We start from the raw sequence: 23,178 nt of genomic DNA on the forward strand, positions 1-23,178 counted from the left end.
TGTGTGGTGCGACTACCCGTCCGGAAACCCTCGGAAAGCAGCCGGCTGCGGATGTCCTCCCCCTGTTTTCCAAGGGGGAGCCCCAGGACATCCGCAGCCGGGCCGCGATCTACAGGTACTGACCGGTGTTCGCCACCGTGTCGATGGAGCGTCCGGTGTCCGCGCCCTGCTTTCCGGTGACGAGCGTGCGGATGAAGACGATCCGCTCGCCCTTCTTTCCGGAGATCCGGGCCCAGTCGTCCGGGTTCGTGGTGTTCGGCAGGTCCTCGTTCTCCTTGAATTCGTCGACGCAGGCCTGGAGCAGGTGCGCGACCCGGAGTCCCTTCTGGTCGTGGTCCAGGAATGCCTTGATGGCCATCTTCTTCGCCCGGTCGACAATGTTCTGGATCATGGCGCCGGAATTGAAGTCCTTGAAGTACAGGACTTCCTTGTCGCCGTTGGCGTACGTGACCTCGAGGAAGCGGTTCTCCTCGGATTCCGCGTACATCTGCTCCACGACCGACTGGATCATGCCCTGGACGGCCGCCTCCTTGGAGCCGGTGTGCTCCGAGAGGTCGTCGGCGTGCAGCGGCAGCGACGGCGTGAGGTACTTCGCGAAGATGTCCTTCGCCGCCTCGGCGTCCGGACGCTCGATCTTGATCTTGACGTCGAGCCGGCCGGGCCGCAGGATCGCGGGGTCGATCATGTCCTCGCGGTTGGAGGCGCCGATCACGATGACGTTCTCCAGGCCCTCCACACCGTCGATCTCGGCGAGCAGCTGGGGGACGATCGTGTTCTCGACGTCCGAGCTGACACCGGAGCCCCGGGTGCGGAAGAGGGACTCCATCTCGTCGAAGAAGACGATGACGGGCGTGCCCTCGCCGGCCTTCTCGCGCGCACGCTGGAAGACCAGGCGGATATGCCGCTCGGTCTCGCCGACGTACTTGTTGAGGAGCTCGGGGCCCTTGATGTTGAGGAAGTAGCTCTTCCCCGCGGGCTGGCCGGTCACCTCGGCGACCTTCTTGGCAAGGGAGTTGGCGACGGCCTTCGCGATCAGCGTCTTGCCGCATCCGGGCGGGCCGTAGAGCAGGATGCCCTTCGGCGGCCGCAGTTCGTGCTCCTTGAAGAGGTCGGGGTGGAGATACGGGAGCTCGACGGCGTCCCTGATCATCTCGATCTGGCCGCCGAGGCCGCCGATCTTGCCGTAGTCGACGTCCGGGACCTCTTCGAGGACCAGCTCCTCGACCTCGCTCTTGGGCACGACCTCGTACACGTACCCGGACCTGGGCTCGAGCAGCAGGGCGTCGCCGGGGCGGACGGTGACGTCCAGCAGCGGCTCGGCGAGCCGTACCACCCGTTCCTCGTCGGTGTGCCCGATCACCAGGGCGCGCTCGCCGTCCTCGAGGACCTCCTTGAGGGTGACGATGTCCCCGGTGCGCTCGAACTCCATGGCCTCGACCACGTTGAGCGCCTCGTTGAGCATGACCTCCTGGCCGCGCCGGAGCCCCTCGGGCTCGACGCCGGGGCTGACGTTCACCCGGAGCTTGCGGCCCCCGGTGAAGATGTCGGCGGTGCCGTCCTCGTTGGTCTGCAGGAAGACACCGAAGCCGGCCGGCGGCTGCGCGAGCCGGTCGACCTCCTCCTTGAGGGCCACGATCTGGTCTCGGGCCTCACGGAGCGTGTTCGCCAGTCGCTCGTTCTGCGCGGACACGCCGGCCAGGTTCGTCTGCAGCTCGACGATCCGCTCTTCGAGAATCCTCGTATGGCGCGGAGAGTCGGCGAGCTTGCGGCGCAGGACGGCGATCTCCTGCTCGAGATAGGCGACCTGGCCGGCGGGGTCTTCAGACCCCCGCCCCGGCCGGAAGCCGCGGTTGTTGTCGTCGTCGTGGGCTGCCACGGTCCTCACCTCCTCCAAGGGGAGCTGGACGCTTCCTGACCCTACCTGGGCTGGTGGTGATTGAAACCCCTAGATCACAAAGACGGTAGGGGCGTGTCCGATCTTCACCCTTGCGCTCTCCCTCACGCCAGGGGAATACCCACCCATCAACATCGGAAAGCGGGCGGTTGTATGGTCGGAACGGTCAACACCCGTCAGGGCTGGCCGGTATTGATACAACAGGCTCGATGCACACCGCGCAGGAACGGCAGGCGACATGAACGAGGCTCTCGAAGTCTGGATCGACCAGGGGCTGTGCACCGGCGACGGCATCTGCGCCCAGTACGCGCCCGAGGTGTTCGAGCTGGACATCGACGGCCTGGCCTATGTCAAGGGCGCCGACGACGAGCTGCTGCAGGAACCGGGCGCGGCAACGCCCGTACCGCTGCCGCTGCTGACCGATGTCATCGACTCGGCCAAGGAGTGCCCGGGCGACTGCATCCACGTACGCCGCGTCGCGGACGGCGTCGAGGTGTACGGGCCGGACGCCGGGTAGCCCGCCCGGCGCGTACCGAGGGTGACGCCTCACCCACCGAAGGTGCCGTCGGCGTCCTCCGCGTCCTCCGCGTCCTCCGCGGACTCGGTGAACTTCCCCCCGCTCCACCGCCACTTGACCGTCTGCCGCCGGTCCGGGCAGCAGCGCGGCACGTCCGGCGACGAGTAGCCGAGGAGGACGGCCGTGACGGCTCCGTCACGGACCGCGAGCCCGCCGGCGCTCTGCCGGCGCGCGGGCTCAAGCAGGGTGGCGACGACGCGGGCCTCCCCGGTACGGGACCGGGCCAGTACGTAGATCCCGCTGGGCGGGGTGCCGGACCCGGCCTCGCAGCGCGCGGCCACCACCGCCTCCGGTCCGCCGTCGCCGTCCAGGTCCCCCGTCGCCTGCTCCACCACCACGGTGGGGGCCCCGCCGCACTCCAGGGGCAGCGGCACTCCGGTCGCCCCGGGCGCCGGCACGGTGGCGGCGGTGGTCTCCCGCCCCCCGGTCTGGCCCGCTCCGGCACGGTCCGGCTGGAGCAGTCCCGCGGCGGCGACGACCGCCGCCATCGCCGTCGCGGTGGCCAGCCAGTGGACCGGGCGGGCATGGTTGTGCGCGAGGTCCGGGACTGCGGAGGTCTGCACCGAGGCGTCTCCTGTGGGCGGCGGTTCCGGTGGGTGCCCCGCATGGTGCCACACGTCACAGGGTGCGGGAACAGCGGGGTGCGAACCGGCCGGAGAGCCGACCGGGGCGAACCGGCGGGGCGGACACCCCGGCGGACCGCCGGGAGGGCCAACGGGGCCCGGCCGCCGCCGAGTTCCCCGGCCGCGGCCGGAACTGAACGGCGGTCCGCCCCCGTTGCGGCAACGCGCCCGCCCCTCACCCGCCCCTCACCCGGGACGGATGCGGGACGGATGCGGGACGGCACGGGTCAGGTGACGCGGGACGGACGCCGGGCGGGCGGACCCTGACGGGCTCTCAGCCCTTGTTCGGGCCCTCGTAGTCCTCGCCGTAGGCGCCCTTGGCGGGCCGGCGGCGCCGCATCGGCGGCTCCACGCCGTCCGCGAGCCGCCGGGCGGTGACCAGGAAGCCGGTGTGGCCGATCATCCGATGGTCCGGGCGCACGGCCAGTCCTTCGACGTGCCAGTTGCGGATCATGGACTCCCACGGCTGCGGCTCGGCGTAGCACCCGGTCTCGCGGACGGACTCGACGGTCCGCGCCAGCTGTGTGGTCGTCGCCACGTAGCAGCACAGGATGCCGCCGGGGACCAGGGCCTTGGAGACGGCCTCCAGGCACTCCCAGGGCGCGAGCATGTCCAGGATGACGCGGTCGACGTCGGCGTCGGAGAGGTTGTCCTGGAGGTCGCCGACCGTGAGCGTCCAGGCCGGGTGCGGTCCGCCGAAGTAGCGCTCGACGTTGCCCCTGGCGATCTCCGCGAAGTCCTCGCGGCGCTCGTAGGAGTGCAGCATGCCGTCGTCGCCGATGGCACGCAGCAGGAAGGCGCTGAGCGAGCCGGAGCCGACCCCCGCCTCCACGACGCGCGCCCCGGGGAAGATGTCGGCGAAGGCCAGGATCTGCCCCGCGTCCTTGGGGTAGACCACGGCTGCGCCGCGGGGCATGGACAGGACGTAGTCGGGGAGCAGGGGGCGCAGCGCGAGGTAGGCGACGTTTCCCGTGGTTCGGACCACACTGCCCTCGGGGGCGCCGATCAGCTCGTCGTGCGGGAAGGAACCCTTGTGGGTGTGGAAGTTCTTCCCGGCCTCGAGCGTGAACGTGTAGTGGCGTCCCTTGGGATCGGTGAGCTGGACCTGGTCCCCGACCTCGAAGGGCCCGCGACGGCGGGCGGCACCGGTCGGTTCGGACATGTGACCAGTGTATGGGGTGCGCGAACCCCTCTTCGCCACGCGGTCAGGGGCCCGGGCGGGCCATCGCCGACACGAAGGCGCGCTCGACGTCCGCCGTGGAGAGCACTCCGTAGATCTCGCCGGTCTCCTCCACCACCAGGTACTCGGAGGCCGGGTTCGCGCGCAGCCGGTCCAGGAGCGCCTCGCCGGCGAGTTCGGCCGGGACCCTCATGCCGTCGGCGAGGTCCTGGGCGAGGCCGCCGACGGCGACCCAGGGGCGGCGGTGCTCGGGGACCCCGACGATCGCGGCCTCGCGGACGAGGGCCGTCGGGTCGCCGTGCCCGTCGACCACGACGAGGGCGCGGGCACCGGCCTCGTTGGCGCGCCGCAGCGCCTCGGACAGCGGTGTGTCCGAGGCCACCGGGACGGCCCGCCGGGTGAGGGCCCGGGCCCGCAGTTCGGGCAGGTGCTCCCGCAGGCGCGCCATGCGCAGGCTGTTGCCCGCCCCGGTCCAGATGATCGCGGCGAGGATGGCGGCGAGCAGGGCGTCGGTGACGGTCTCCATGCCGCCGATGTCCTCGGTGGAGTTGCCGAGGGCGCCGGTGTGGGTGAGCAGCGGCAGGCCGACCAGTACGGCGACGGCGAGGGCACGGCCCACCCAGGCGGCCGCGACGGTGCCGCTCATCGGCTTGCCGGTGATCTTCCACACGACGGCGCGCAGCATCCGGCCGCCGTCCAGCGGCAGCCCCGGGAGGAGGTTGAAGGCGGCGACGATGAGGTTGGAGATCATCAGGCCGGCGAGCAGCACGCCGGGAACGGTGCCGGGCTCCACGGCCCGCATTCCGGCGTAGAAGACGGCGGCGAGCACCAGTGACAGCAGGGGTCCGACGAAGGCGAGGACGAACTCCCGGCCCGGGGTCTCCGACTCCTTCTCGATCTCCGAGACGCCCCCGAAGAACTGGAGCTGGATGCGCCGCACGGGGAGCTTGTAGCGCAGTGCCGCGACGGTGTGGGCCAGTTCGTGGACCAGCACGGAGGCGTAGAAGGCGACCGCGAAGAACAGCGACACGAGGTAGCGGGCGCCGCCCAGCTCCGGCAGGACCCGGTCGAGCTGCCCGCCGAACACCCAGGTGATGAGGGCCGCGACCAGGAACCAGCTCGGGGCGACGTACACCGGTACGCCGAAGGGGCGGCCCATGAGGATGCCGCCGCCCGGCTCCGCCGGGCGGTCCCGCTTTCCGCCGCCGGGGTCCGCTGCCCCCGTGCCGGGCCGGGCGCGCTCGCGCCCGCCGCTCTCCTCGTCGTTCTTCACGGGTTCCCGGGTTCCCTTCGTCGCGAGGCGTCGCTCGCTCGATCATGCAGTGCGGCAGGGTCTGCCGTCGATGGTATGCCGCTCGCTGTCGGTGGCGGGCCGTAGGGTCTGAGTCATGAGTACGAGTCAGCCGCCCGTTCCGGAAGGCCCGCCGCGCCCCGAGCCGACGCCGCCGCCCGCCGGGGAGACGCCGGCCACCGCCGCCGGGGCGCCGCGCGGCGCCGGGGTCCGCCCGCCCTCCGGGGGACGCGCGGCCCGGCGGCCGGCCGCGCGCCCGCTCCGGCGCGGCTCCGTGCCGGGCGTCCCGCCCCGCCGGAGGGCCCGGCCCCGGTGCGGGAGGGGCGGCCGCCGGTGTCGCTGTCGCCGTCGCGTGCGAGCGACTTCATGCAGTGCCCGCTGCTCTACCGCTTCCGGGTGATCGACCGGCTGCCGGAGAAGCCGAGCGAGGCGGCCACCCGGGGCACGCTGGTGCACGCGGTGCTGGAGCGGCTCTTCGACGCGCCGGCCGCGGAGCGCACGCCGCTCCGGGCGAGGGCCCTCGTTCCCGGTCAGTGGAACCGGCTGCTGGAGTCGCGGCCGGAGCTGGCCGAGCTGTTCGCCCGGGACGAGGGCGGCGAGCGGCTGGCCCGCTGGATGTCCGAGGCGGAGGCGCTCGTCGAGCGCTGGTTCTCGCTGGAGGACCCGACCCGGCTGGAGCCGGCCGAGCGCGAGCTGTTCGTGGAGACGGAGCTGGAGTCGGGGCTGCGGCTGCGCGGGGTGATCGACCGGGTGGATGTGGCTCCCTCCGGCGAGGTGCGGATCGTCGACTACAAGACGGGCAAGGCGCCCCGCCCCGAGTACGGCGAGGGCGCGCTGTTCCAGATGAAGTTCTACGCCCTGGTGGTCTGGCGGCTGAAGGGCGTGGTGCCGCGGCGGCTCCAACTGGTGTATCTGGGCAGCGGCGAGGTGCTCACGTACGACCCGTTGCCGGCGGACCTCGAGCGGGTGGAGCGCAAGCTGCTGGCGCTGTGGGACGCCATCGTGCGGGCCACGGAGACCGGCGAGTGGCGGCCGCGCCCGACGAAGCTCTGCGGCTGGTGCGACCACCGGGCCCGGTGCCCGGAGTTCGGCGGCACGCCGCCGGTGTACCCGCTGCCGGTGGTCCCTGCGGGGTGACGCGCGGGGTGACCGGCGGGGTGGCACCGGGCGGGCCGCCCGGCGCGGGGTGACCGGCGCGGGGTGACCGGCGCGGGCAGGGCAGAATGGTCCCGGTCCCGTACTGCCTGAGGAGATCCCGTGGCTATCCGCGTCCTGCTCGTCGACGACCAACCGCTGCTGCGCACGGGCTTCCGGATGATCCTGGAGGCCGAGCAGGACATCGCCGTGGTCGGTGAGGCGGGGGACGGGCTGCAGGCCCTGGACCAGGTGCGGGCGCTTCAGCCCGATGTGGTGCTGATGGACATCCGGATGCCGCGGATGGACGGTGTCGAGGCGACGCGCCAGATCACCGGCCCGGAGCGGGACGGACCGGCCAAGGTGCTGGTGCTGACCACGTTCGACCTCGACGAGTACGTCGTGGAGGCGCTGCGTGCGGGTGCGAGCGGTTTCCTGCTGAAGGACGCCCCGGCGAACGAGCTGGTGCAGGCGATCCGGGTGGTCGCGGCGGGCGAGGCGATGCTCGCGCCCAGCATCACCCGCCGGCTGCTGGACAAGTACGCGGGCCATCTGCCCTCCGGCGAGGAGCCGATGCCGGACACGCTGCACACCCTGACCGAGCGCGAACTCGAGGTGCTCAGGCTGGTGGCCCGCGGCCTGTCGAACGCGGAGATCGCGGCGGACCTCTTCGTCAGCGAGACGACGGTGAAGACGCATGTGGGCCATGTCCTGACGAAGCTGGGCCTGCGCGACCGGGTCCAGGCGGCGGTTTACGCGTACGAGAGCGGACTGGTGCGCCCCGGGGCTCAGTAGCCCTGCGCGGCAACACCGGGCGCGGAAGCACCGGGCGCGGAAGCCCTGCGCGGGCGCTCCGGCACGGCGGGACGCCCGCGGAGCACTCGGCTCCGGGGGCCGTCCCGGTGCGGCCCGGCCGGGCCCGGTGTGTCCGGGCCCGGCCGCGGGCGGGCGGGGACGTCCGCTGACGAGCGGAGGCGACCGCTGGCGGGCGGAGGCGGGCGGAGGCGGGCGTCAGCCCTTCTTGATCTCCCAGAAGCGGAAGACCGTGGAGGCGTCGAGCGTCCACTCCAGGCCCGTGATGTCGCCGTTGTAGACGGCGTACTGCTTGCCCTGCCACAGCGGGAGGATCGGCAGTTCCTCGGCGACGATGTCCTGGAGCCTGGCGAACTTGTCACCGGTGGAGGAGCGGTCCGCCACGGCCGCTGTCTCCGGGATGATCTTGCCGGTGATCTGCTTGTTCTCGTAGCCGTTGCCGAGGACGTTGCCGTCGCCGAAGAACGGCTGGGTGAAGTTGTCGGCGTCCGGGTAGTCGGGGACCCAGCCCTTGACGTAGACGCCGTACTCGCCCGCCTGGATGCCCTTTTCGTACTGCTCGAACTCGACGGACTCGACGTCCGCCTCGAACAGGCCGCTCTGGTTGAGCTGCTGCGCGATCGCGGCCATCTCCAGGTCGGTGGCCGGGCCGTAGCGGCTCGGGGTGGACCAGAGGGTGATCTCCACCTTGTCCTCGATGCCCGCCTCGCGCAGGGCCTTGCGGGCCTTCTCCGGCTGCGGCTGGCCGCCGTAGCGGTCGAAGAACGCGGTGTTGTGACCGGGGATGCCGGCGGGCACGATCGAGTGCAGTGGCTCGGCGGTGCCCTTGTAGACGTCGCGGACCAGGGCGTCCCGGTCGACGAGATAGGCGAACGCCTGGCGGACGGCGAGATTGCCGGCGACCGGATCGTCCATGTTGAAGACCAGGTGCTGGACCTCGGCGCTGTTGCCCTCGACGACCTCGATGCCCTGCCGGCCGGCCTCCACCGAGGCCTGAAGCCCGTCGATGTCCTGGGCGGTGAGGCCTCGGTAGGCGACGTCGACGTCGCCCTGCTTCAGGGCCGTGCCGAGGCCCTTCTGGTCACCGCGGAAGAACGTCAGGGTGACGCCGCTGTTGCGGACCTGGGCGTTGCCCTGGTAGTCGGAGTTGACCGAGAAGACGGCCCGCTGCTTGCTGAAGGAGTCGAGCCGGTACGGGCCGGAACCGACGGCCTTGCCGTCCGTGCGCAGGGAGTCGGCCTCGTACTCGCGGTGGTCCACGATGGAGCCCGCGCCCGAGGCGATCTTGCTCGGGAAGGTGGCGTCGGGCACCTTCAGGTTGAAGACGACCGTGCGCTCGTCGGGCGTCTCGATGCCGTCGATGGTGGAGAGCAGCGGGCCGGGCCCGGAGTCGCTGCCGATCCGCAGCGCGCGCTCGAAGGAGAACTTCACGTCCTTCGAGGTCAGGTCGTTGCCGTTGCTGAACTTGAGGCCCTCGCGCAGCGTGCAGCGGTAGACCGTGCTGCCGCTCGTGAAGCCGCACTTCTCCGCGGCCTCGGGCTGCGGGGTGGATCCGCCCTTGGGGAAGCTCATCAGGGACTGGAAGACGTTGTTGAACAGCAGCCAGGACCCGGGGTCGTAACCGTCCGCGGGGTCGGTGGCGAGGACGTCGTCGGAGATGCCGACGGCGACGCGGAGGCCGTCTCCGTCGGACCCGTCGCCCTGCTCCGAGCCGCAGCCCGCCAGCAGTACGGCGGACAGCCCCGCGGCCAGCGGCGCCGTCGTGCGCTTGAATCGTGCCTTCACAGAACCTTGCCTCTTGCTCTCGTTTCCGGCCGCGCCCTTCGCGACCGGGTCATGAAGGGTCAGGCGGTGCCGCGCTCGGGTTCCCGCAGCCGGAGGCCGGAGGAGGCGTCCAGCGTCCTCGTGGCTCCGTCGGCGTCCGTCCGGGCGGCGACGACGTACTGCCGGCCCTGCCGTCGCGGCGGCACCGGGGCGTCGTCGGCGACGACGCCCCGGAGTCCGGCGGACGGGAGGACGGCGGCACTGCGGTCGGCCTTGCGGCGGGACTCGGGAATGAGCTGATTGCGCGCGGCGGTGCTCACGTAGGGGATACCGAGGACGTCGTCCTCGTCCGGGAACGGGGCGATGCGGCCGTCCGGGCCCGGGAGGCCGGGGAACCGGCCCGCGCCGTGGAGGGCGCAGTCACCCCGCTGCCGTGTGGGAAGGCGGTCGGACCGGCTGCGGGTGCCGGGGAGTTCGGGGCGCGCTGCCGCCGCGGGCACCGGCCGGCCGCCGCGGGTGATGCGCGTCGGCGTCTGCACGGTCCGGCGCGGCGCCTTCCAGGCACCGCCGCAGGCGGAGGCGCGGCCGAGGAGCGGGGGAGTCCCGCCGCCGGGAACGAACCGGTCCGCGGTCCGGACGGCGTCGCCTCCGTCCGGCACGCCGGACGCCGCGCCCCGGGCGGCGGGCACCGGGGCGAGCAGGCCTGCCGGGGCCGGCAGCACCAGTGTCTTGCGGTCCATCCTGGACTTTCTCCCTCGGTCCCTCACTGGGGTGCAGCGGTTGCGGGATGCTCCGCCGCGGCCGCCCGTTCGGGGCGGTGGGATCGGGCCGGAACAGGGGCGATCGGTCCTGCGGACACGGCGACGAAAGTGGTCCCCGTGACACGGCGGTGGTGCGGCGAAGCTCTCGCGACGAGATTAGTGGCTGAGCCGGGAACGCCGGACCGGGCCCGAGTCGGGAGCCGCGCGGCGATGAGCGGACATGGCGCGGAGTCGATATTCACGCGCCGGAATGATTCGTACACGCATCCACCAATGGGGACACATAGGCCTACCCGAATCACCGCACATCGGACCGGCACTGTCATGGTCGCGCTATTTATGCAGAGGCACGCGTGACGAACATCACCAAAGATGGATGGTCACGGAAACTACACGGTTCACCGCCCTTGGTACCGGCGGATATTCCCCTGCACGCTCGGTGAGAGATTCAGTTCACCCGCGTAATCAGTGTGCGCAGAAAAGGCAGATTCACTTCTTCGAGCGAGCCCACGACGATCCGGCCGTCGGCGGGCGCGATCGGCGCCACGGACGGCACCGCCACGACCCGGCAGCCGGCCGCCTCGGCGGAGGCCACCCCGGTGGCCGTGTCCTCGATGACGGCACAGCGGGACGGGTCGGCGCCCACCCCCCGGGCCGCGCGCAGATACGGGTCGGGGTGCGGCTTGGTACGGGGCACCTCGTCCCCCGCCACACTCAGCGCGAAGCGGTCGCGGCCCACGGAGGCGAGCACCCGGTCGATGATGCGCCGGTGGGAGGCGGAGACCAGGGCCGTGGGCACGTTGTGCGCGGCCAGCTCGGCCAGCAGCCGCTCGGCCCCGGGCATCAGGGGCACACCGCGGGCGATGCGGTGCTCGAAGCGCTCGTTGAGCAGCACGGTCAGCTCGGCCAGGGTGATGTCGGCACCGGTCGCCTCGATGAGGTAGCCGGCGCTCCGCGTCATCGGGCCACCCACGACCACGTCACGCCACGCCTCGTCCAGCTCGTGTCCGAGATCGGCGAAGACCTCACGCTCGGCGTCCCACCAGAAACCCTCCGTGTCCACGAGGGTGCCGTCCATGTCGAGGAACACGGCCTGGAGGGCGGAACCGCCCGCCGTACGGGCCAGGGACACGGGGACCGTACTGGTCATCCGGACACCTCCATCGGGGACGCGCAGGCCGGCCGCCAATTCGGGCGACCGGCCTGTATGGGACCGACCAGTGTACGTCGCGCGCGACCGAAGCGCGCGGGGCGTCACCGCGCGTTGAAGTACTTCGCCTCCGGGTGATGGATCACGATGGCGTCGGTGGACTGCTCCGGGTGGAGCTGGAACTCCTCCGAGAGCTCCACCCCGATGCGCTCGGGCCGCAGCAGCTCGGCGATCTTGGCGCGGTCCTCCAGGTCGGGGCAGGCGCCGTAGCCCAGGGAGAAGCGGGCACCGCGGTACCTCAGGGCGAACATGTCCTCGATCTGCGCCGGGTCCTCCGCCCCGAAGCCGAGCTCGGCGCGCACCCTGGCGTGCCAGTACTCGGCGAGGGCCTCGGCGAGCTGGACGGACAGCCCGTGGAGTTCGAGGTAGTCGCGGTAGGAGTCGGAGGCGAAGAGCCCGGCGGTGGCCTCACCGATCCTGGAGCCGACGGTGACGACCTGGAGGCCGACCACATCCCGCTCGCCGGACTCCTCGGGGCGGAAGAAGTCGGCGAGGCACAGCCGGCGGCCGCGGCGCTGGCGGGGGAAGGTGAAGCGGGTGCGCTCGTTGCCGGCCTCGTCGAGCAGGATCAGGTCGTCGCCCTTGGACACACAGGGGAAGTAGCCGTAGACGACGGCGGCTTCGAGCAGGTTCCGGGTGTGCAGCTGGTCCAGCCAGCCCCGCAGCCGCGGGCGGCCCTCGGTCTCCACCAGCTCCTCGTAGGTGGGCCCGTCGCCGGTACGGGCCTGCTTCAGGCCCCACTGGCCCTTGAAGAGCGCGCCCTCGTCCAGCCAGGAGGCGTACTCCTTGAGCTGGATGCCCTTGACCACCCGGGTGCCGAAGAACGGGGGCTTCGGCACCCGGTTGTCGGCGGCGACGTCGCTGCGCACCGCGCCGTGCTCCTCGGAACGCCCCTCGGAACGCCCCTCGGAACGCCCCTCGACGACCGCGGTGGCGGCACCGCGCACCCGGCGCTGCTTCAGCTCGGGCAGGGTGGCCCCGGGGACACCGCGCTTGACCGCGATCAGGGCGTCCATCAGGCGCAGCCCCTCGAAGGCGTCGCGGGCGTAGCGGACCTCGCCCTCGTAGATCTCGTGGAGGTCCTGCTCGACATAGGCGCGGGTGAGGGCGGCGCCGCCGAGGATGACGGGGTAGTCGGCGGCGAGCCTGCGCTGGTTGAGCTCCTCCAGGTTCTCCTTCATGATCACGGTGGACTTCACCAGGAGCCCGGACATGCCGATCACGTCGGCCCGGTGCTCCTCGGCGGCCTCCAGGATCGCCGACACGGGCTGCTTGATCCCGAGGTTGACGACGTTGTAGCCGTTGTTGGACAGGATGATGTCGACCAGGTTCTTGCCGATGTCGTGGACGTCACCGCGCACGGTGGCCAGCACGATCGTGCCCTTGCCCTCGGCGTCCGACTTCTCCATGTGCGGCTCCAGATGGGCGACCGCGGACTTCATCACCTCGGCCGACTGGAGCACGAACGGCAGCTGCATCTGCCCGGAGCCGAACAGGTCCCCGACCACCTTCATCCCGTCCAGCAGCGTGTCGTTGACGATGTCCAGCGCGGCCCGCTCCCGCAGGGCCTCGTCCAGGTCCGCCTCCAGACCGTTGCGCTCCCCGTCGATGATCCGCCGCTTCAACCGCTCCTCCAGCGGCAGCGCGGCCAGCTCCTCGGCCTTGCCCGCCCGCAGCGACTTCGCCGTCGCGCCCTCGAACAGCGCCATCAGCTTCTGCAGCGGGTCGTACCCCTCGCCGCGGCGGTCGTAGATCAGGTCCAGCGCGGTGGCGACCTGCTCCTCCTCGAAGCGCGCGATCGGCAGGATCTTGCTGGCGTGCACGATCGCCGAGTCCAGCCCCGCCTTCACGCACTCGTCCAGGAACACCGAGTTCAGCAGGATCCGCGCGGCCGGGTTGAGCCCGAAGGAGATGTTCGACAGGCCAAGCGTGGTCTGCACCTCCGGATGGCGGCGCTTCAGCTCGCGGATCGCCTCGATGGTGGCGATGCCGTCACCCCGCGACTCCTCCTGACCGGTGCAGATGGTGAAGGTGAGCGTGTCGATGAGGATGTCCGGCTCCCGGACGCCCCAGTTGCCGGTCAGGTCCGCGATCAGCCGCTCCGCGATCTCGACCTTCTTCTCCGCGGTGCGGGCCTGGCCCTCCTCGTCGATGGTGAGCGCGATCAGCGCGGCACCGTGCTCGCGCGCCAGGGCCGTGACCTTCGCGAACCGCGACCCGGGCCCGTCACCGTCCTCGTAGTTCACCGAGTTGATCACCGCGCGGCCGCCGAGCTTCTCCAGACCGGCCCGGATGACCTCCACCTCGGTGGAGTCCAGCACGATCGGCAGCGTGGAGGCCGTGGCGAACCGGCCCGCCAGCTCCTCCATGTCCGCCACGCCGTCCCGGCCCACGTAGTCGACGCACAGGTCGAGCAGGTGCGCACCCTCGCGGATCTGCTCCCGGGCCAGTTCGACGCAGTCCTCCCACCGGCCTTCCAGCATGGCCTCGCGGAACTTCTTCGACCCGTTGGCGTTCGTCCGCTCCCCGATCGCCAGATAGGAGGTGTCCTGGCGGAAGGGCACCGTCTGGTACAGCGACGCCGCCCCGGGCTCCGGCCGGGGACGGCGCTCGCCCGGGGTCAGGTCCCGCACCCGCTCCACCACCTGCCGCAGGTGCTCCGGCGTCGTACCGCAGCAGCCGCCGACCAGGGACAGCCCGTACTCGCGGACGAACGTCTCCTGGGCGTCGGCCAGCTCGCCGGCGGACAGCGGATAGTGCGCGCCGTCCCTGCCCAGCACGGGCAGGCCGGCGTTGGGCATACAGGACAGCGGGACCCGCGCGTGCCGGGCCAGATAGCGCAGGTGCTCGCTCATCTCCGCCGGGCCGGTGGCGCAGTTCAGCCCGATCATGTCGATTCCGAGCGGCTCGAGCACCGTCAGCGCCGCGCCGATCTCCGACCCGAGCAGCATGGTCCCCGTCGTCTCCACCGTGACCGAGCAGATCAGGGGCAGTTCGGCGCCGGCGGCGGCCATGGCGCGGCGGGCCCCGAGGACGGCAGCCTTGGTCTGCAGCAGGTCCTGGGTGGTCTCCACCAGCAGCGCGTCGGCGCCCCCCGCGATCATCCCCTCCGCGTTCTGCTGGTAGGCGTCGCGCAGCACGGCGTACGGGGCGTGGCCGAGCGTGGGCAGCTTGGTCCCCGGGCCCATCGAACCGAGCACCCACCGCTGCTGCCCGGTGGCGGCCGTGAACTCGTCCGCGACCTCGCGGGCGATCCTGGCCCCGGCCTCGGAGAGCTCGTGGACCCGGTCGGCGATCTCGTACTCCCCCAGCGCGGCGAAGTTCGCCCCGAACGTGTTGGTCTCCACGCAGTCCACGCCCACCTCGAAATAGGCGGCGTGGACCGAACGGACGATGTCCGGACGGGTCACGTTCAGGATCTCGTTGCAGCCCTCGAGGTTCTCGAAGTCCTCCAGACTCGGATCCCGCGCCTGCAGCATGGTGCCCATCGCGCCGTCCGCGACCACCACCCGCGTCGCCAGCGCGTCACGCAGCGCCTCGGAGCGGGTCCGGCTGTCCTGGGACGCAGCGCTGCCCGGAGCGGCCGGGCTGTCGGCGGAGGGGGTCGGCAACGAGTCCATGAAGGTGCTCCCTGGGGTGCGACGGCTGTCGGCTTTGCGGCTTCCCGTGGAAGGCGCACCCGGCCAGCGTAGCCGTGCCGCCCCCGGCGCGGCGGCGCGGTCCAGGAGGTGGACTCCGTGTGTCCCCGGTGATGACCGCGTGAGCATGCTGTTGCCACACTGTTCGGGCAGTAACACCGATTCGGCATCGGCCGATAGTGTTCAGCATTGTCGAACGAGGTTGTGCAGAAAGGCCGGAACGATGGCGAAGAACATCCAGTCACTGGAACGGGCGGCGGCGATGCTCCGCCTGCTCGCGGGTGGCGAGCGCCGTCTCGGCCTCTCGGACATCGCCTCCTCCCTCGATCTGGCCAAGGGCACCGCCCACGGCATCCTGCGCACCCTCCAGGCGGAGGGGTTCGTCGAACAGGACCCCGCCTCCGGGCGCTACCAGCTGGGCGCGGAGCTGCTGCGGCTCGGCAACAGCTACCTGGACGTCCACGAGCTGCGGGCCCGGGCACTGGTCTGGACGGACGACCTGGCCCGCTCCAGCGGGGAGAGCGTCCACCTGGGCGTGCTGCACCAGCACGGCGTCCTGATCGTGCACCACGTCTTCCGCCCGGACGACAGCCGCCAGGTGCTCGAGGTGGGCGCGATGCAGCCGCTCCACTCCACGGCGCTGGGCAAGGTGCTGTCCGCCTACGACCCCGTCGCGCACAGCGAGGCCCTGGAGATCGAGCGGGAGGCCTTCACCCCGCGCACCGTGACGGCCCTGCGGGCCTTCGAGGGCGAGCTCGACCTGACCCGGGCGCGGGGGTGGGCCTGCGACGTGGAGGAGACCTGGGCGGGCGTCGCGGCGGTGGCGGCACCCATCCACGACCGGCGGAGGATGCCGGTCGGCGCGGTCGCCATCACCGGTGCCATCGAGCGCGTATGCGATGCCGGGAAGGAACTGCGGGCCGAGTTGGTCGCCGCGGTGCGGGACTGCGCCCGCGCGGTCTCCCGGGACCTGGGTGCCGGCCGCTTCTGAGCCCCGCAGGCCCCTGGAGCGCGGGGACCCGGGCACCGGACCTCCGACCCCCCGGGGGCTTCCGCGCCCCGGGGCCGGCGCGCAGCACCCCGCGGCCATGACGGCCGCTCCCCCGCGCATACCGGGCGCACAGAACCCACAGAGCGCACAGAACACACCGGGCACACCGGGCACACCGGGCGCCGGTGCAGCACCTCGACCCGGCACCGCCCGGCCCGGCCCCGCGCCGGGGCCCAGCGCGCCGGAGCCCTCCGGCCCCACCCTGCACCGCCCGGCCCCACCCCGTGCCGCCCGGCCCCACCCCGCTCCGGGGGCGCGATCCGGTGTACGCGCGCACCACGGCGGCACCCAGCGCCGGAGGCGCGACCCGCCGGCCACCCCCGCGGACCCCGGACGCCCCGCATCCCCCGCGGACCCGGGACGATCCCTCCGGCGGGCGCGCCGGGACCCACCTCATCCCGTCCGGGTCGGCGACCGGTTCGGCGCCCCTCCGGCGGGCGCACCGGGAGCCGCCCCCGCCGGCTGCGCTTCGCTCCGTAACGCGACGGTGACAGACACCCGATCAGACGAATCACTCACAGCGGGCGATATCGCCCATCCGGGCGCACCATCGATAACGAAACGGTTTTCGGCCACACAGCCCTTGACGCCGTGTTAACCAGAGGACAAAACTGCCGTTCATCGGTCGGCATTGTCGAACACCTACCGGCAATAGGCGCTAGAGTGTGGCAAAGCCAAGGGCCGGTATCGCTCTCACCCCGAGGGCGCGGACCACGGAGGGACCCGTTGGTTCGCCTTCCCCTGGACGAAGGACAAAGGAGTCGCGGGTGTCCAGCTCCGACATCTTCATCGGCGAGATCATTGGTACCGCCGTACTCATCCTGCTCGGCGCCGGCGTCGTCGCCGCCGTCGTACTGAAGCGCTCCAAGGCGCAGGGCGCCGGCTGGGTCGCCATCGCGTTCGGCTGGGGCTTCGCGGTCATGACCGCGGTCTACATCGCCGGCCCCATGTCCGGCGCGCACATCAACCCGGCGGTCACGCTCGGCATCGCCATCACCAGCGGCGACTGGGGCAACGTCCCGATCTACTTCGCGGGCCAGCTCATCGGCGCCATGCTCGGTGCCTTCCTCGCCTGGCTGACGTACTACGGGCAGTTCAAGGCCCATCTGGAGGATCCGGAACTCGTTCCGCCGCCGCTCGAGGAGGGCCTGGTCGACGAGCGGTCCGCCCCGAACGCCGGCCCCGTGCTCGGCATCTTCTCCACCGGTCCCGAGATCCGGGTCTACTGGCAGAACCTGGTCACCGAGATCATCGCCACGGTCGTGCTGGTGCTCGCGGTGCTCACCATGGGCCTGAACGACAGCGGCAAGGGCCTCGGCACCCTCGGCGGACTGATCGTCGCGTTCGTCGTGGTCTCCATCGGCTTCTCCCTCGGCGGCCCGACCGGTTACGCCATCAACCCGGCCCGCGACCTCGGCCCGCGCATCGTGCACGCCCTGGTCCCGATGCCGAACAAGGGCGGCTCCGACTGGGGCTACGCCTGGGTGCCGGTCGTGGGCCCGCTGATCGGCGCGGCCATCGCCGCGGGTATCTACAACATCGCGTTCGCCTGAGCCGTACGCCTCCCCTCAGAACCCCCAGGAGCACACAGTGACCGACGCACACACCGCCGGCCCGTTCATCGCGGCCATCGACCAGGGCACCACCTCGTCCCGCTGCATCGTCTTCGACAAGGACGGCCGGATCGTCTCCGTCGACCAGAAGGAGCACGAGCAGATCTTCCCGAAGCCGGGCTGGGTCGAGCACAACGCCGCCGAGATCTGGACCAACGTCCAGGAGGTGGTCGCCGGCGCCATCGAGAAGGGCGGCATCACCGCGGCGGACGTCAAGGCCGTCGGCATCACCAACCAGCGCGAGACGACGCTCCTCTGGGACAGGAACACCGGTGAGCCGGTCCACAACGCCATCGTCTGGCAGGACACCCGCACCGACGCGCTCTGCCGGGAACTGGGGCGCAACGTCGGCCAGGACCGCTTCCGCCGTGAGACGGGCCTGCCGCTCGCGAGCTACTTCTCCGGGCCGAAGGTCCGCTGGATGCTCGACAACATCGAGGGCCTGCGCGAGCGCGCCGAGCGCGGCGACATCCTCTTCGGCACCATGGACTCCTGGGTCATCTGGAACCTGACCGGCGGTGTCGACGGCGGACGCCACGTCACCGACGTCACCAACGCCTCGCGCACCATGCTGATGAACCTGCACACCATGGAGTGGGACGAGAAGATCGCGCAGTCCATGGGCGTGCCGATGGAGGTCCTCCCGGAGATCCGCTCCTCCGCCGAGGTGTACGGAGAGGTCAAGGAGGGCGTCCTGGCGGGCGTCCCGGTCGCCTCGGCGCTGGGCGACCAGCAGGCCGCGCTCTTCGGCCAGACGTGCTTCTCCGAGGGCGAGGCGAAGTCCACCTACGGAACCGGCACCTTCCTGCTGATGAACACCGGCAGCAAGATCATCAACTCCTACTCGGGCCTGGTCACCACCGTCGGGTACAAGATCGGCGACGAGGCCCCCGTCTACTCGCTCGAGGGCTCCATCGCCGTCACCGGCGCCCTGGTGCAGTGGATGCGCGACCAGCTGGGACTGATCAACAGCGCGCCCGAGATCGAGACGCTCGCCGCGTCCGTCGAGGACAACGGCGGCGCCTACTTCGTCCCGGCGTTCTCCGGTCTGTTCGCCCCGTACTGGCGCTCCGACGCCCGCGGTGTGATCGCCGGCCTCACCCGGTACGTCACCAAGGCCCACATCGCGCGCGCCGTGCTCGAGGCCACGGCCTGGCAGACGCGCGAGATCACCGACGCCATGACCAAGGACTCCGGCGTCGAGCTGACCGCCCTGAAGGTCGACGGCGGAATGACCTCCAACAACCTGCTGATGCAGACCCTCTCGGACTTCCTGGACGTGCCCGTGGTGCGTCCGATGGTGGCCGAGACCACCTGCCTCGGCGCCGCCTACGCCGCCGGACTGGCCGTCGGCTTCTGGCCCGACACCGACGCGCTCCGCGCCAACTGGCGCAGGGCCGCCGAGTGGACCCCCCACATGGACGCTGCCAAGCGTGATCACGAGTACAAGTTCTGGCTCAAGGCCGTCGAGCGGACCATGGGCTGGCTCGAGCACGACGAGAGCTGACGAGAGCTGACGAGGAGCAATCGAGAATGACCACCCTGCAGAGCGTCCCCTCGCTGGGGACGCACCCGGCCTCCGGTTCACTCCCGAGCCGCGCCGAGACAAGGGAGCAGCTTGCGAGGGCGACCTACGACCTCCTGGTGATTGGCGGCGGCATCCTGGGCATCTCCACGGCCTGGCACGCCGCGCAGGCCGGGCTGCGGGTGGCCCTCGTGGAGGCCGGCGACTTCGCCGGCGCCACGTCCTCCGCCTCCTCCAAGCTGCTCCACGGCGGTCTGCGCTACCTGCAGACCGGCGCGGTGAAGCTGGTCGCGGAGAACCACTTCGAGCGCCGCGCGCTCTCCCGGGAGGTGGCCCCCCACCTCTCCAACCCGCTCACCTTCTACCTGCCCGTCTACAAGGGCGGACCGCACGGCGCCGCCAAACTCGGCGCCGGCGTCTTCGCCTACTCCGCCCTGTCCGCCTTCGGTGACGGCGTCGGCCACGTCATATCCCCCGCCAAGGCCCAGCGCGACGTACCGGAGCTGCGCACGGAGAACCTCAAGGCGGTCGCCGTCTACGGCGACGACCAGATGAACGACGCGCGCATGGCACTGATGACGGTCCGCGCGGCCGCCGAGTCGGGGGCGGTGGTCCTCAACCACGCCGAGGTCACCGGGCTCCGCTTCACCGGGGGCCGGGTCACCGGCGCCGAACTCAGGGACCGTACGGACGGCACCGAGTTCGGTGTCACCGCCCGTCTGGTCCTCAACGCGACCGGCCCGTGGGTGGACCACCTGCGGAGGATGGAGGACCCGAACGCGGCGCCCTCGATCCGTCTCTCCAAGGGCGCGCACCTGGTGCTCAAGCGCACCTCGCCGTGGAAGGCCGCACTGGCCACCCCGATCGACAAGTACCGCATCACCTTCGCCCTCCCCTGGGAGGACATGCTGCTGCTCGGCACGACCGACGAGGAGTACGAGGGCGACCCGGCCGATGTGGCGGTCAACGAGAACGACATCGCGCAGATCCTCGACGAGGCCGCCTTCTCCATCCGGGACCAGCAACTGTCGCGCGATCTGATCACCTACTCCTTCGCGGGCCTGCGGGTGCTGCCCGGCGGTCCCGGCGACACCTCCAAGGCCAAGCGGGAGACCGTGGTCACCGAGGGCCGCGGCGGCATGCTGTCGGTGGCCGGCGGCAAGTGGACGACGTTCCGCCACATCGGCCGCACGGTGCTGAACAAGCTGGCCGAACTCCCCGGCCGACCGCTCGCCGGCGACATGGAGCCGATCTCGGAACTGCCGAAGAAGCTCCCGCTGCCCGGCATCTCCAACCCCCGTGCCGTGGCGCACCGCCTGCTGGTGGACGCGCCGGCGCCCGGGCCCCGGATGGCGGCCGACACCGCGCGGCACCTCGCCACGCACTACGGCTCGCTGTCCTTCGACATCGCGAGGCTGGCGAACGAGAACCCCGACCTGGCCGAGCGGGTCCACCCGGACGCCCCGGAGATCTGGGCCCAGGTCGTGTGGGCGCGCGACCACGAGTGGGCCGAGACGGCTGACGACGTGCTGCGCCGCCGCACCACGCTGACGATCCGGGGTCTCGCCACCGACGAGATCCGGGGGAAGGTCGAAGACCTGCTGGGCAAGCGGGCCTGACACGGGACCGCGGCGGGCACGGTCCGCGCGGCGGGGGCGGTTCCCTACGGAGCCGCCCCCGTTCCGCGTTCCGCGCCTCGGGCGGCGGATGGCGCGGGACGGGGGCGGGACGGGCGGGACGGGGCAGGCAGAACCGTGGCTGTCTGCGGTTCGGTGCAGCGCAGTGCAGCCGGTCCGGTCCGGACCGGTGAGTGGGCCGGAGGATCGGAGGCGCGGTCGTCTCCGGTGCGCCGCGGCTGGTGCGCCGTCGTCTCCGGTGCGCCGCGGCCCGGCGGCCGACTCCCGGGGAGAGCCAACTCGCCGCAGGGCGGGTCCGGTCGAGGGCGCCCGCAGCCCGGACCGCCGCCGGATTCCGGCCGATCTCGCACGCGCCCGCCCGCGCACGGGGTACGGCCGGGACCGCACCCCGAGGCGATCGGCGCGTGAACGCTTCGGGCCGCATGGGAGGAGGGCTGAGCGGGTACGCCTGACGGCATGCGGTGCCTCGGTGCCTCGGTGCCCAACGCCGTTCCGGTGAGGTGCACTCGGAGGTGGTCGACGTACCGGATACCCGGGCCTCCCCGCTTCCGTGGACATCGGCGCGGCCGTCCACAGGACGGCTGCCGCACGGGTGGGGCGCCTGCCGGGCCGTGCGGCCGGATCGTCCGAACGGCGTCCGAACCGTCGGTCCGCCAACCCGTTCCGCGACGCGAGAGCGGACGCCGGGGACCCTGGCGTACGCCATGGCGGTCCGCGGGTCCCGCCGCCCCGACTCCGCCGTACCGGCGCCCGGAGTGGGCGTCCCCCGCCGCCCGCGAGCGGGGTGGCTCGGCTCCCGCGCCGCCGGGCATCGGCCCTCTCGGGCACCAGGCTTCTCGGGGATCCGGCTCGCGGCACGGCCGAGGGCCGCAGGACCCGGCTCCCCCGACGGACTTCCGATGGCAGACCGGACCGACCTTCGGCCGGAACCGGTATTCCCCCGACCGGTGCCGCTGCCGTATGGAAGTCCTCCGCGCCGCGCACGGGGGCTGCGGGCAGGCGCCCGCGAAGCCTTAAGGTTGGGGCGTACGAGAGGGAACGTCGGAAGGAGGCCTGGGTGATCGAGCTCGAGGGGGTTCCCGAGCTGATCGACCCGGTCATGGTGGCCGCGTTCGAGGGCTGGAACGACGCAGGCGACGCCGCCTCCACCGCGGTCGCGCACCTGGACCGCGAGTGGAAGGGCGAGGTGTTCGCGGCGCTCGACGCCGAGGACTACTACGACTTCCAGGTCAACCGGCCGACGGTGTGGCTGGACGGTGGGGTCCGGAAGATCATCTGGCCCACGACACGGCTCTCCGTGGTGCGGGTAGGCGGGGAGAAACCCCGCGATCTGGTGCTGGTCCGCGGGATCGAGCCCTCGATGCGGTGGCGCTCGTTCTGCAACGAGTTGCTGGGCTTCGCCCACGAACTGGGCGTCGAGATGGTGGTGATCCTGGGCGCACTGCTCGGCGACACCCCGCACACACGGCCCGTTCCGGTGAGCGGTGTCACCTCGGACCCGGACCTGGCCAGGACGATGGAACTGGAGGAGACCCGCTACGAGGGCCCGACCGGCATCGTCGGCATTCTCCAGGAGGCCTGCACGCATGCCGGGGTCCCGGCCGTGTCGCTGTGGGCCGCGGTGCCGCACTACGTCTCCCAGCCGCCGAACCCCAAGGCGACCCTGGCGCTGCTGAACCGGCTGGAGGACCTCATCGGCCTCCGCATCCCGCTCGGTGAACTGCCCGAGGACGCAAGGGCCTGGCAGCTCGGTGTGGACCAACTCGCCTCCGAGGACAGCGAGGTGGCGGAGTACGTCCAGACGCTGGAGGAGGCCCGGGACACCGCCGAACTGCCCGAGGCGTCCGGCGAGGCCATCGCCCGGGAGTTCGAGCGCTATCTGCGCCGGCGGGACGGCGGCCCCGGGCCGGGCCCGGGCGGGCATGCCGCGGAGGGCGGGGACGCCTCGTATCTGCGGGACACGTCCGGAGGACTGGCGAAGCCGCCGAGGCCGCCGCGGGCCGGGTCCGGGACTCCCGAGTCGGGAACGGGCGGGCCGGGGACTCCCGAGTCCGGGACGGGCCGGTCCGATGACGACGGCTCCGGCGGGCCGCGCTCCGCCGGGGCCTCCGGCGCTCCCGATTCCACGGACTCACCAAGGTCACCGGGATCACCGGGATCACCGGATTCGCCCGACTCCGCGGAGGACTGAGTCCTCCGAAGGGCACACGCAGCACCGCCCGCGAGCGGCCGGCGGCTGTTCCGTCCCCCGGCCGCGAACTCCCTTCTTCTCCCGCGCTCTCCGCCGGGCCCCGTCCTGTGCACCGGGTCGCCCGGCCTCGCCCGGGACCCGCGCGAGGCCCGCCGACCGGGTTCGCACCGGGTCCCGCGGCCGTGGTCGCGTCGGGGAGGAGAGGGGAGTCGGGGAGGAGAGAGGGGAGGCGAGGGGAGGTGGGGAGAAAAGAGAGAAGAGCGCTCTCGGACGTCC

At 71.9% G+C, this 23,178-nt stretch carries 16 protein-coding genes; 8 read left to right on the forward strand and 8 right to left on the reverse strand.

What is annotated here, in order from left to right; all coding sequences use genetic code 11:
- Positions 1 to 109: 109 nt before the first annotated feature.
- On the reverse strand, positions 110 to 1,876 hold the full coding sequence (arc, locus tag DDQ41_RS01730) for a proteasome ATPase (protein WP_109292849.1): 1,767 nt from the start codon (positions 1,874 to 1,876) through the stop codon (positions 110 to 112).
- A 256-nt stretch (positions 1,877 to 2,132) separates the two neighbouring features.
- Between arc and DDQ41_RS01735 the strand changes: the two genes are divergently transcribed.
- A complete protein-coding gene (locus DDQ41_RS01735; RefSeq protein ID WP_109292850.1) occupies positions 2,133 to 2,411 on the forward strand; it encodes a ferredoxin in 279 nt (92 codons plus the stop codon).
- Between the two features lie 29 nt (positions 2,412 to 2,440).
- On the opposite strand, the gene DDQ41_RS01740 is transcribed toward DDQ41_RS01735, so the two are convergent.
- The 3 genes from DDQ41_RS01740 to DDQ41_RS01750 all read right to left on the reverse strand — a co-directional run bounded on the left by DDQ41_RS01740 (position 2,441) and on the right by DDQ41_RS01750 (position 5,547).
- Positions 2,441 to 3,034: a hypothetical protein gene (locus DDQ41_RS01740; protein WP_109292851.1), complete on the reverse strand. Its 594-nt coding sequence runs from the start codon at positions 3,032 to 3,034 to the stop codon at positions 2,441 to 2,443.
- A gap of 334 nt (positions 3,035 to 3,368) precedes the next feature.
- Positions 3,369 to 4,256, reverse strand: coding sequence for a tRNA (adenine-N1)-methyltransferase (locus DDQ41_RS01745; protein WP_109292852.1), 888 nt, complete (start codon positions 4,254 to 4,256; stop codon positions 3,369 to 3,371).
- A gap of 43 nt (positions 4,257 to 4,299) precedes the next feature.
- Positions 4,300 to 5,547: a site-2 protease family protein gene (locus DDQ41_RS01750; protein WP_109292853.1), complete on the reverse strand. Its 1,248-nt coding sequence runs from the start codon at positions 5,545 to 5,547 to the stop codon at positions 4,300 to 4,302.
- 384 nt (positions 5,548 to 5,931) lie between these two features.
- On the opposite strand from DDQ41_RS01750, the gene DDQ41_RS01760 reads away from it, so the two are divergent.
- Entirely contained in the window at positions 5,932 to 6,702 is a 771-nt protein-coding gene (locus tag DDQ41_RS01760) for a RecB family exonuclease (protein WP_109292854.1), read from the forward strand.
- A 120-nt stretch (positions 6,703 to 6,822) separates the two neighbouring features.
- Complete coding sequence (locus DDQ41_RS01765; protein WP_017945425.1) at positions 6,823 to 7,494, forward strand: response regulator; 672 nt, start codon at positions 6,823 to 6,825, stop codon at positions 7,492 to 7,494.
- A 216-nt stretch (positions 7,495 to 7,710) separates the two neighbouring features.
- Here DDQ41_RS01765 and DDQ41_RS01770 read toward each other — a convergent pair whose 3' ends face one another.
- The 4 genes from DDQ41_RS01770 to metH all read right to left on the reverse strand — a co-directional run bounded on the left by DDQ41_RS01770 (position 7,711) and on the right by metH (position 14,867).
- On the reverse strand, positions 7,711 to 9,297 hold the full coding sequence (locus tag DDQ41_RS01770) for an ABC transporter substrate-binding protein (protein ID WP_109292855.1): 1,587 nt from the start codon (positions 9,295 to 9,297) through the stop codon (positions 7,711 to 7,713).
- Positions 9,298 to 9,356: 59 nt separating this feature from the next.
- On the reverse strand, positions 9,357 to 10,016 hold the full coding sequence (locus DDQ41_RS01775; protein WP_109292856.1) for a hypothetical protein: 660 nt from the start codon (positions 10,014 to 10,016) through the stop codon (positions 9,357 to 9,359).
- Positions 10,017 to 10,485: 469 nt separating this feature from the next.
- On the reverse strand, positions 10,486 to 11,187 hold the full coding sequence (locus tag DDQ41_RS01780; protein WP_109292857.1) for an HAD family hydrolase: 702 nt from the start codon (positions 11,185 to 11,187) through the stop codon (positions 10,486 to 10,488).
- A 104-nt stretch (positions 11,188 to 11,291) separates the two neighbouring features.
- Positions 11,292 to 14,867 (reverse strand): methionine synthase, encoded by a 3,576-nt coding sequence (metH, locus tag DDQ41_RS01785; protein ID WP_262508327.1) that lies wholly within the window; start codon positions 14,865 to 14,867, stop codon positions 11,292 to 11,294.
- A 241-nt stretch (positions 14,868 to 15,108) separates the two neighbouring features.
- Here metH and DDQ41_RS01790 point away from each other — a divergent pair, with 241 nt between their 5' ends.
- The 5 genes from DDQ41_RS01790 to DDQ41_RS01810 all read left to right on the forward strand — a co-directional run bounded on the left by DDQ41_RS01790 (position 15,109) and on the right by DDQ41_RS01810 (position 22,902).
- The gene (locus tag DDQ41_RS01790; protein ID WP_109292858.1) at positions 15,109 to 15,876 is read left to right on the forward strand and encodes an IclR family transcriptional regulator; all 768 of its coding nucleotides are present in this window, start codon (positions 15,109 to 15,111) and stop codon (positions 15,874 to 15,876) included.
- 827 nt (positions 15,877 to 16,703) lie between these two features.
- On the forward strand, positions 16,704 to 17,489 hold the full coding sequence (locus DDQ41_RS01795; protein ID WP_109292859.1) for an MIP/aquaporin family protein: 786 nt from the start codon (positions 16,704 to 16,706) through the stop codon (positions 17,487 to 17,489).
- Positions 17,490 to 17,526: 37 nt separating this feature from the next.
- Positions 17,527 to 19,056 (forward strand): glycerol kinase GlpK, encoded by a 1,530-nt coding sequence (glpK, locus tag DDQ41_RS01800; protein ID WP_109292860.1) that lies wholly within the window; start codon positions 17,527 to 17,529, stop codon positions 19,054 to 19,056.
- Positions 19,057 to 19,082: 26 nt separating this feature from the next.
- The gene (locus tag DDQ41_RS01805) at positions 19,083 to 20,693 is read left to right on the forward strand and encodes a glycerol-3-phosphate dehydrogenase/oxidase (RefSeq protein ID WP_109292861.1); all 1,611 of its coding nucleotides are present in this window, start codon (positions 19,083 to 19,085) and stop codon (positions 20,691 to 20,693) included.
- Between the two features lie 1,075 nt (positions 20,694 to 21,768).
- On the forward strand, positions 21,769 to 22,902 hold the full coding sequence (locus tag DDQ41_RS01810) for a PAC2 family protein (RefSeq protein ID WP_109292862.1): 1,134 nt from the start codon (positions 21,769 to 21,771) through the stop codon (positions 22,900 to 22,902).
- The last annotated feature ends 276 nt before the right edge of the window (positions 22,903 to 23,178 follow it).

Origin of the sequence: Streptomyces spongiicola, assembly GCF_003122365.1 — a bacterium.
Classification (GTDB): domain Bacteria; phylum Actinomycetota; class Actinomycetes; order Streptomycetales; family Streptomycetaceae; genus Streptomyces; species Streptomyces spongiicola.

What these genes read in the sequence shown, in the direction of transcription:
- DDQ41_RS01760 (WP_109292854.1), top strand. Translation starts at nt 5,932, where the DNA reads ATGCAGTGCCCGCTGCTCTACCGCTTCCGGGTGATCGACCGGCTGCCG.
- DDQ41_RS01745 (WP_109292852.1), bottom strand. Translation starts at nt 4,256, where the DNA reads ATGTCCGAACCGACCGGTGCCGCCCGCCGTCGCGGGCCCTTCGAGGTC.
- metH (WP_262508327.1), bottom strand. Translation starts at nt 14,867, where the DNA reads ATGGACTCGTTGCCGACCCCCTCCGCCGACAGCCCGGCCGCTCCGGGC.
- DDQ41_RS01735 (WP_109292850.1), top strand. Translation starts at nt 2,133, where the DNA reads ATGAACGAGGCTCTCGAAGTCTGGATCGACCAGGGGCTGTGCACCGGC.
- DDQ41_RS01775 (WP_109292856.1), bottom strand. Translation starts at nt 10,016, where the DNA reads ATGGACCGCAAGACACTGGTGCTGCCGGCCCCGGCAGGCCTGCTCGCC.
- DDQ41_RS01780 (WP_109292857.1), bottom strand. Translation starts at nt 11,187, where the DNA reads ATGACCAGTACGGTCCCCGTGTCCCTGGCCCGTACGGCGGGCGGTTCC.
- DDQ41_RS01790 (WP_109292858.1), top strand. Translation starts at nt 15,109, where the DNA reads ATGGCGAAGAACATCCAGTCACTGGAACGGGCGGCGGCGATGCTCCGC.
- DDQ41_RS01805 (WP_109292861.1), top strand. Translation starts at nt 19,083, where the DNA reads ATGACCACCCTGCAGAGCGTCCCCTCGCTGGGGACGCACCCGGCCTCC.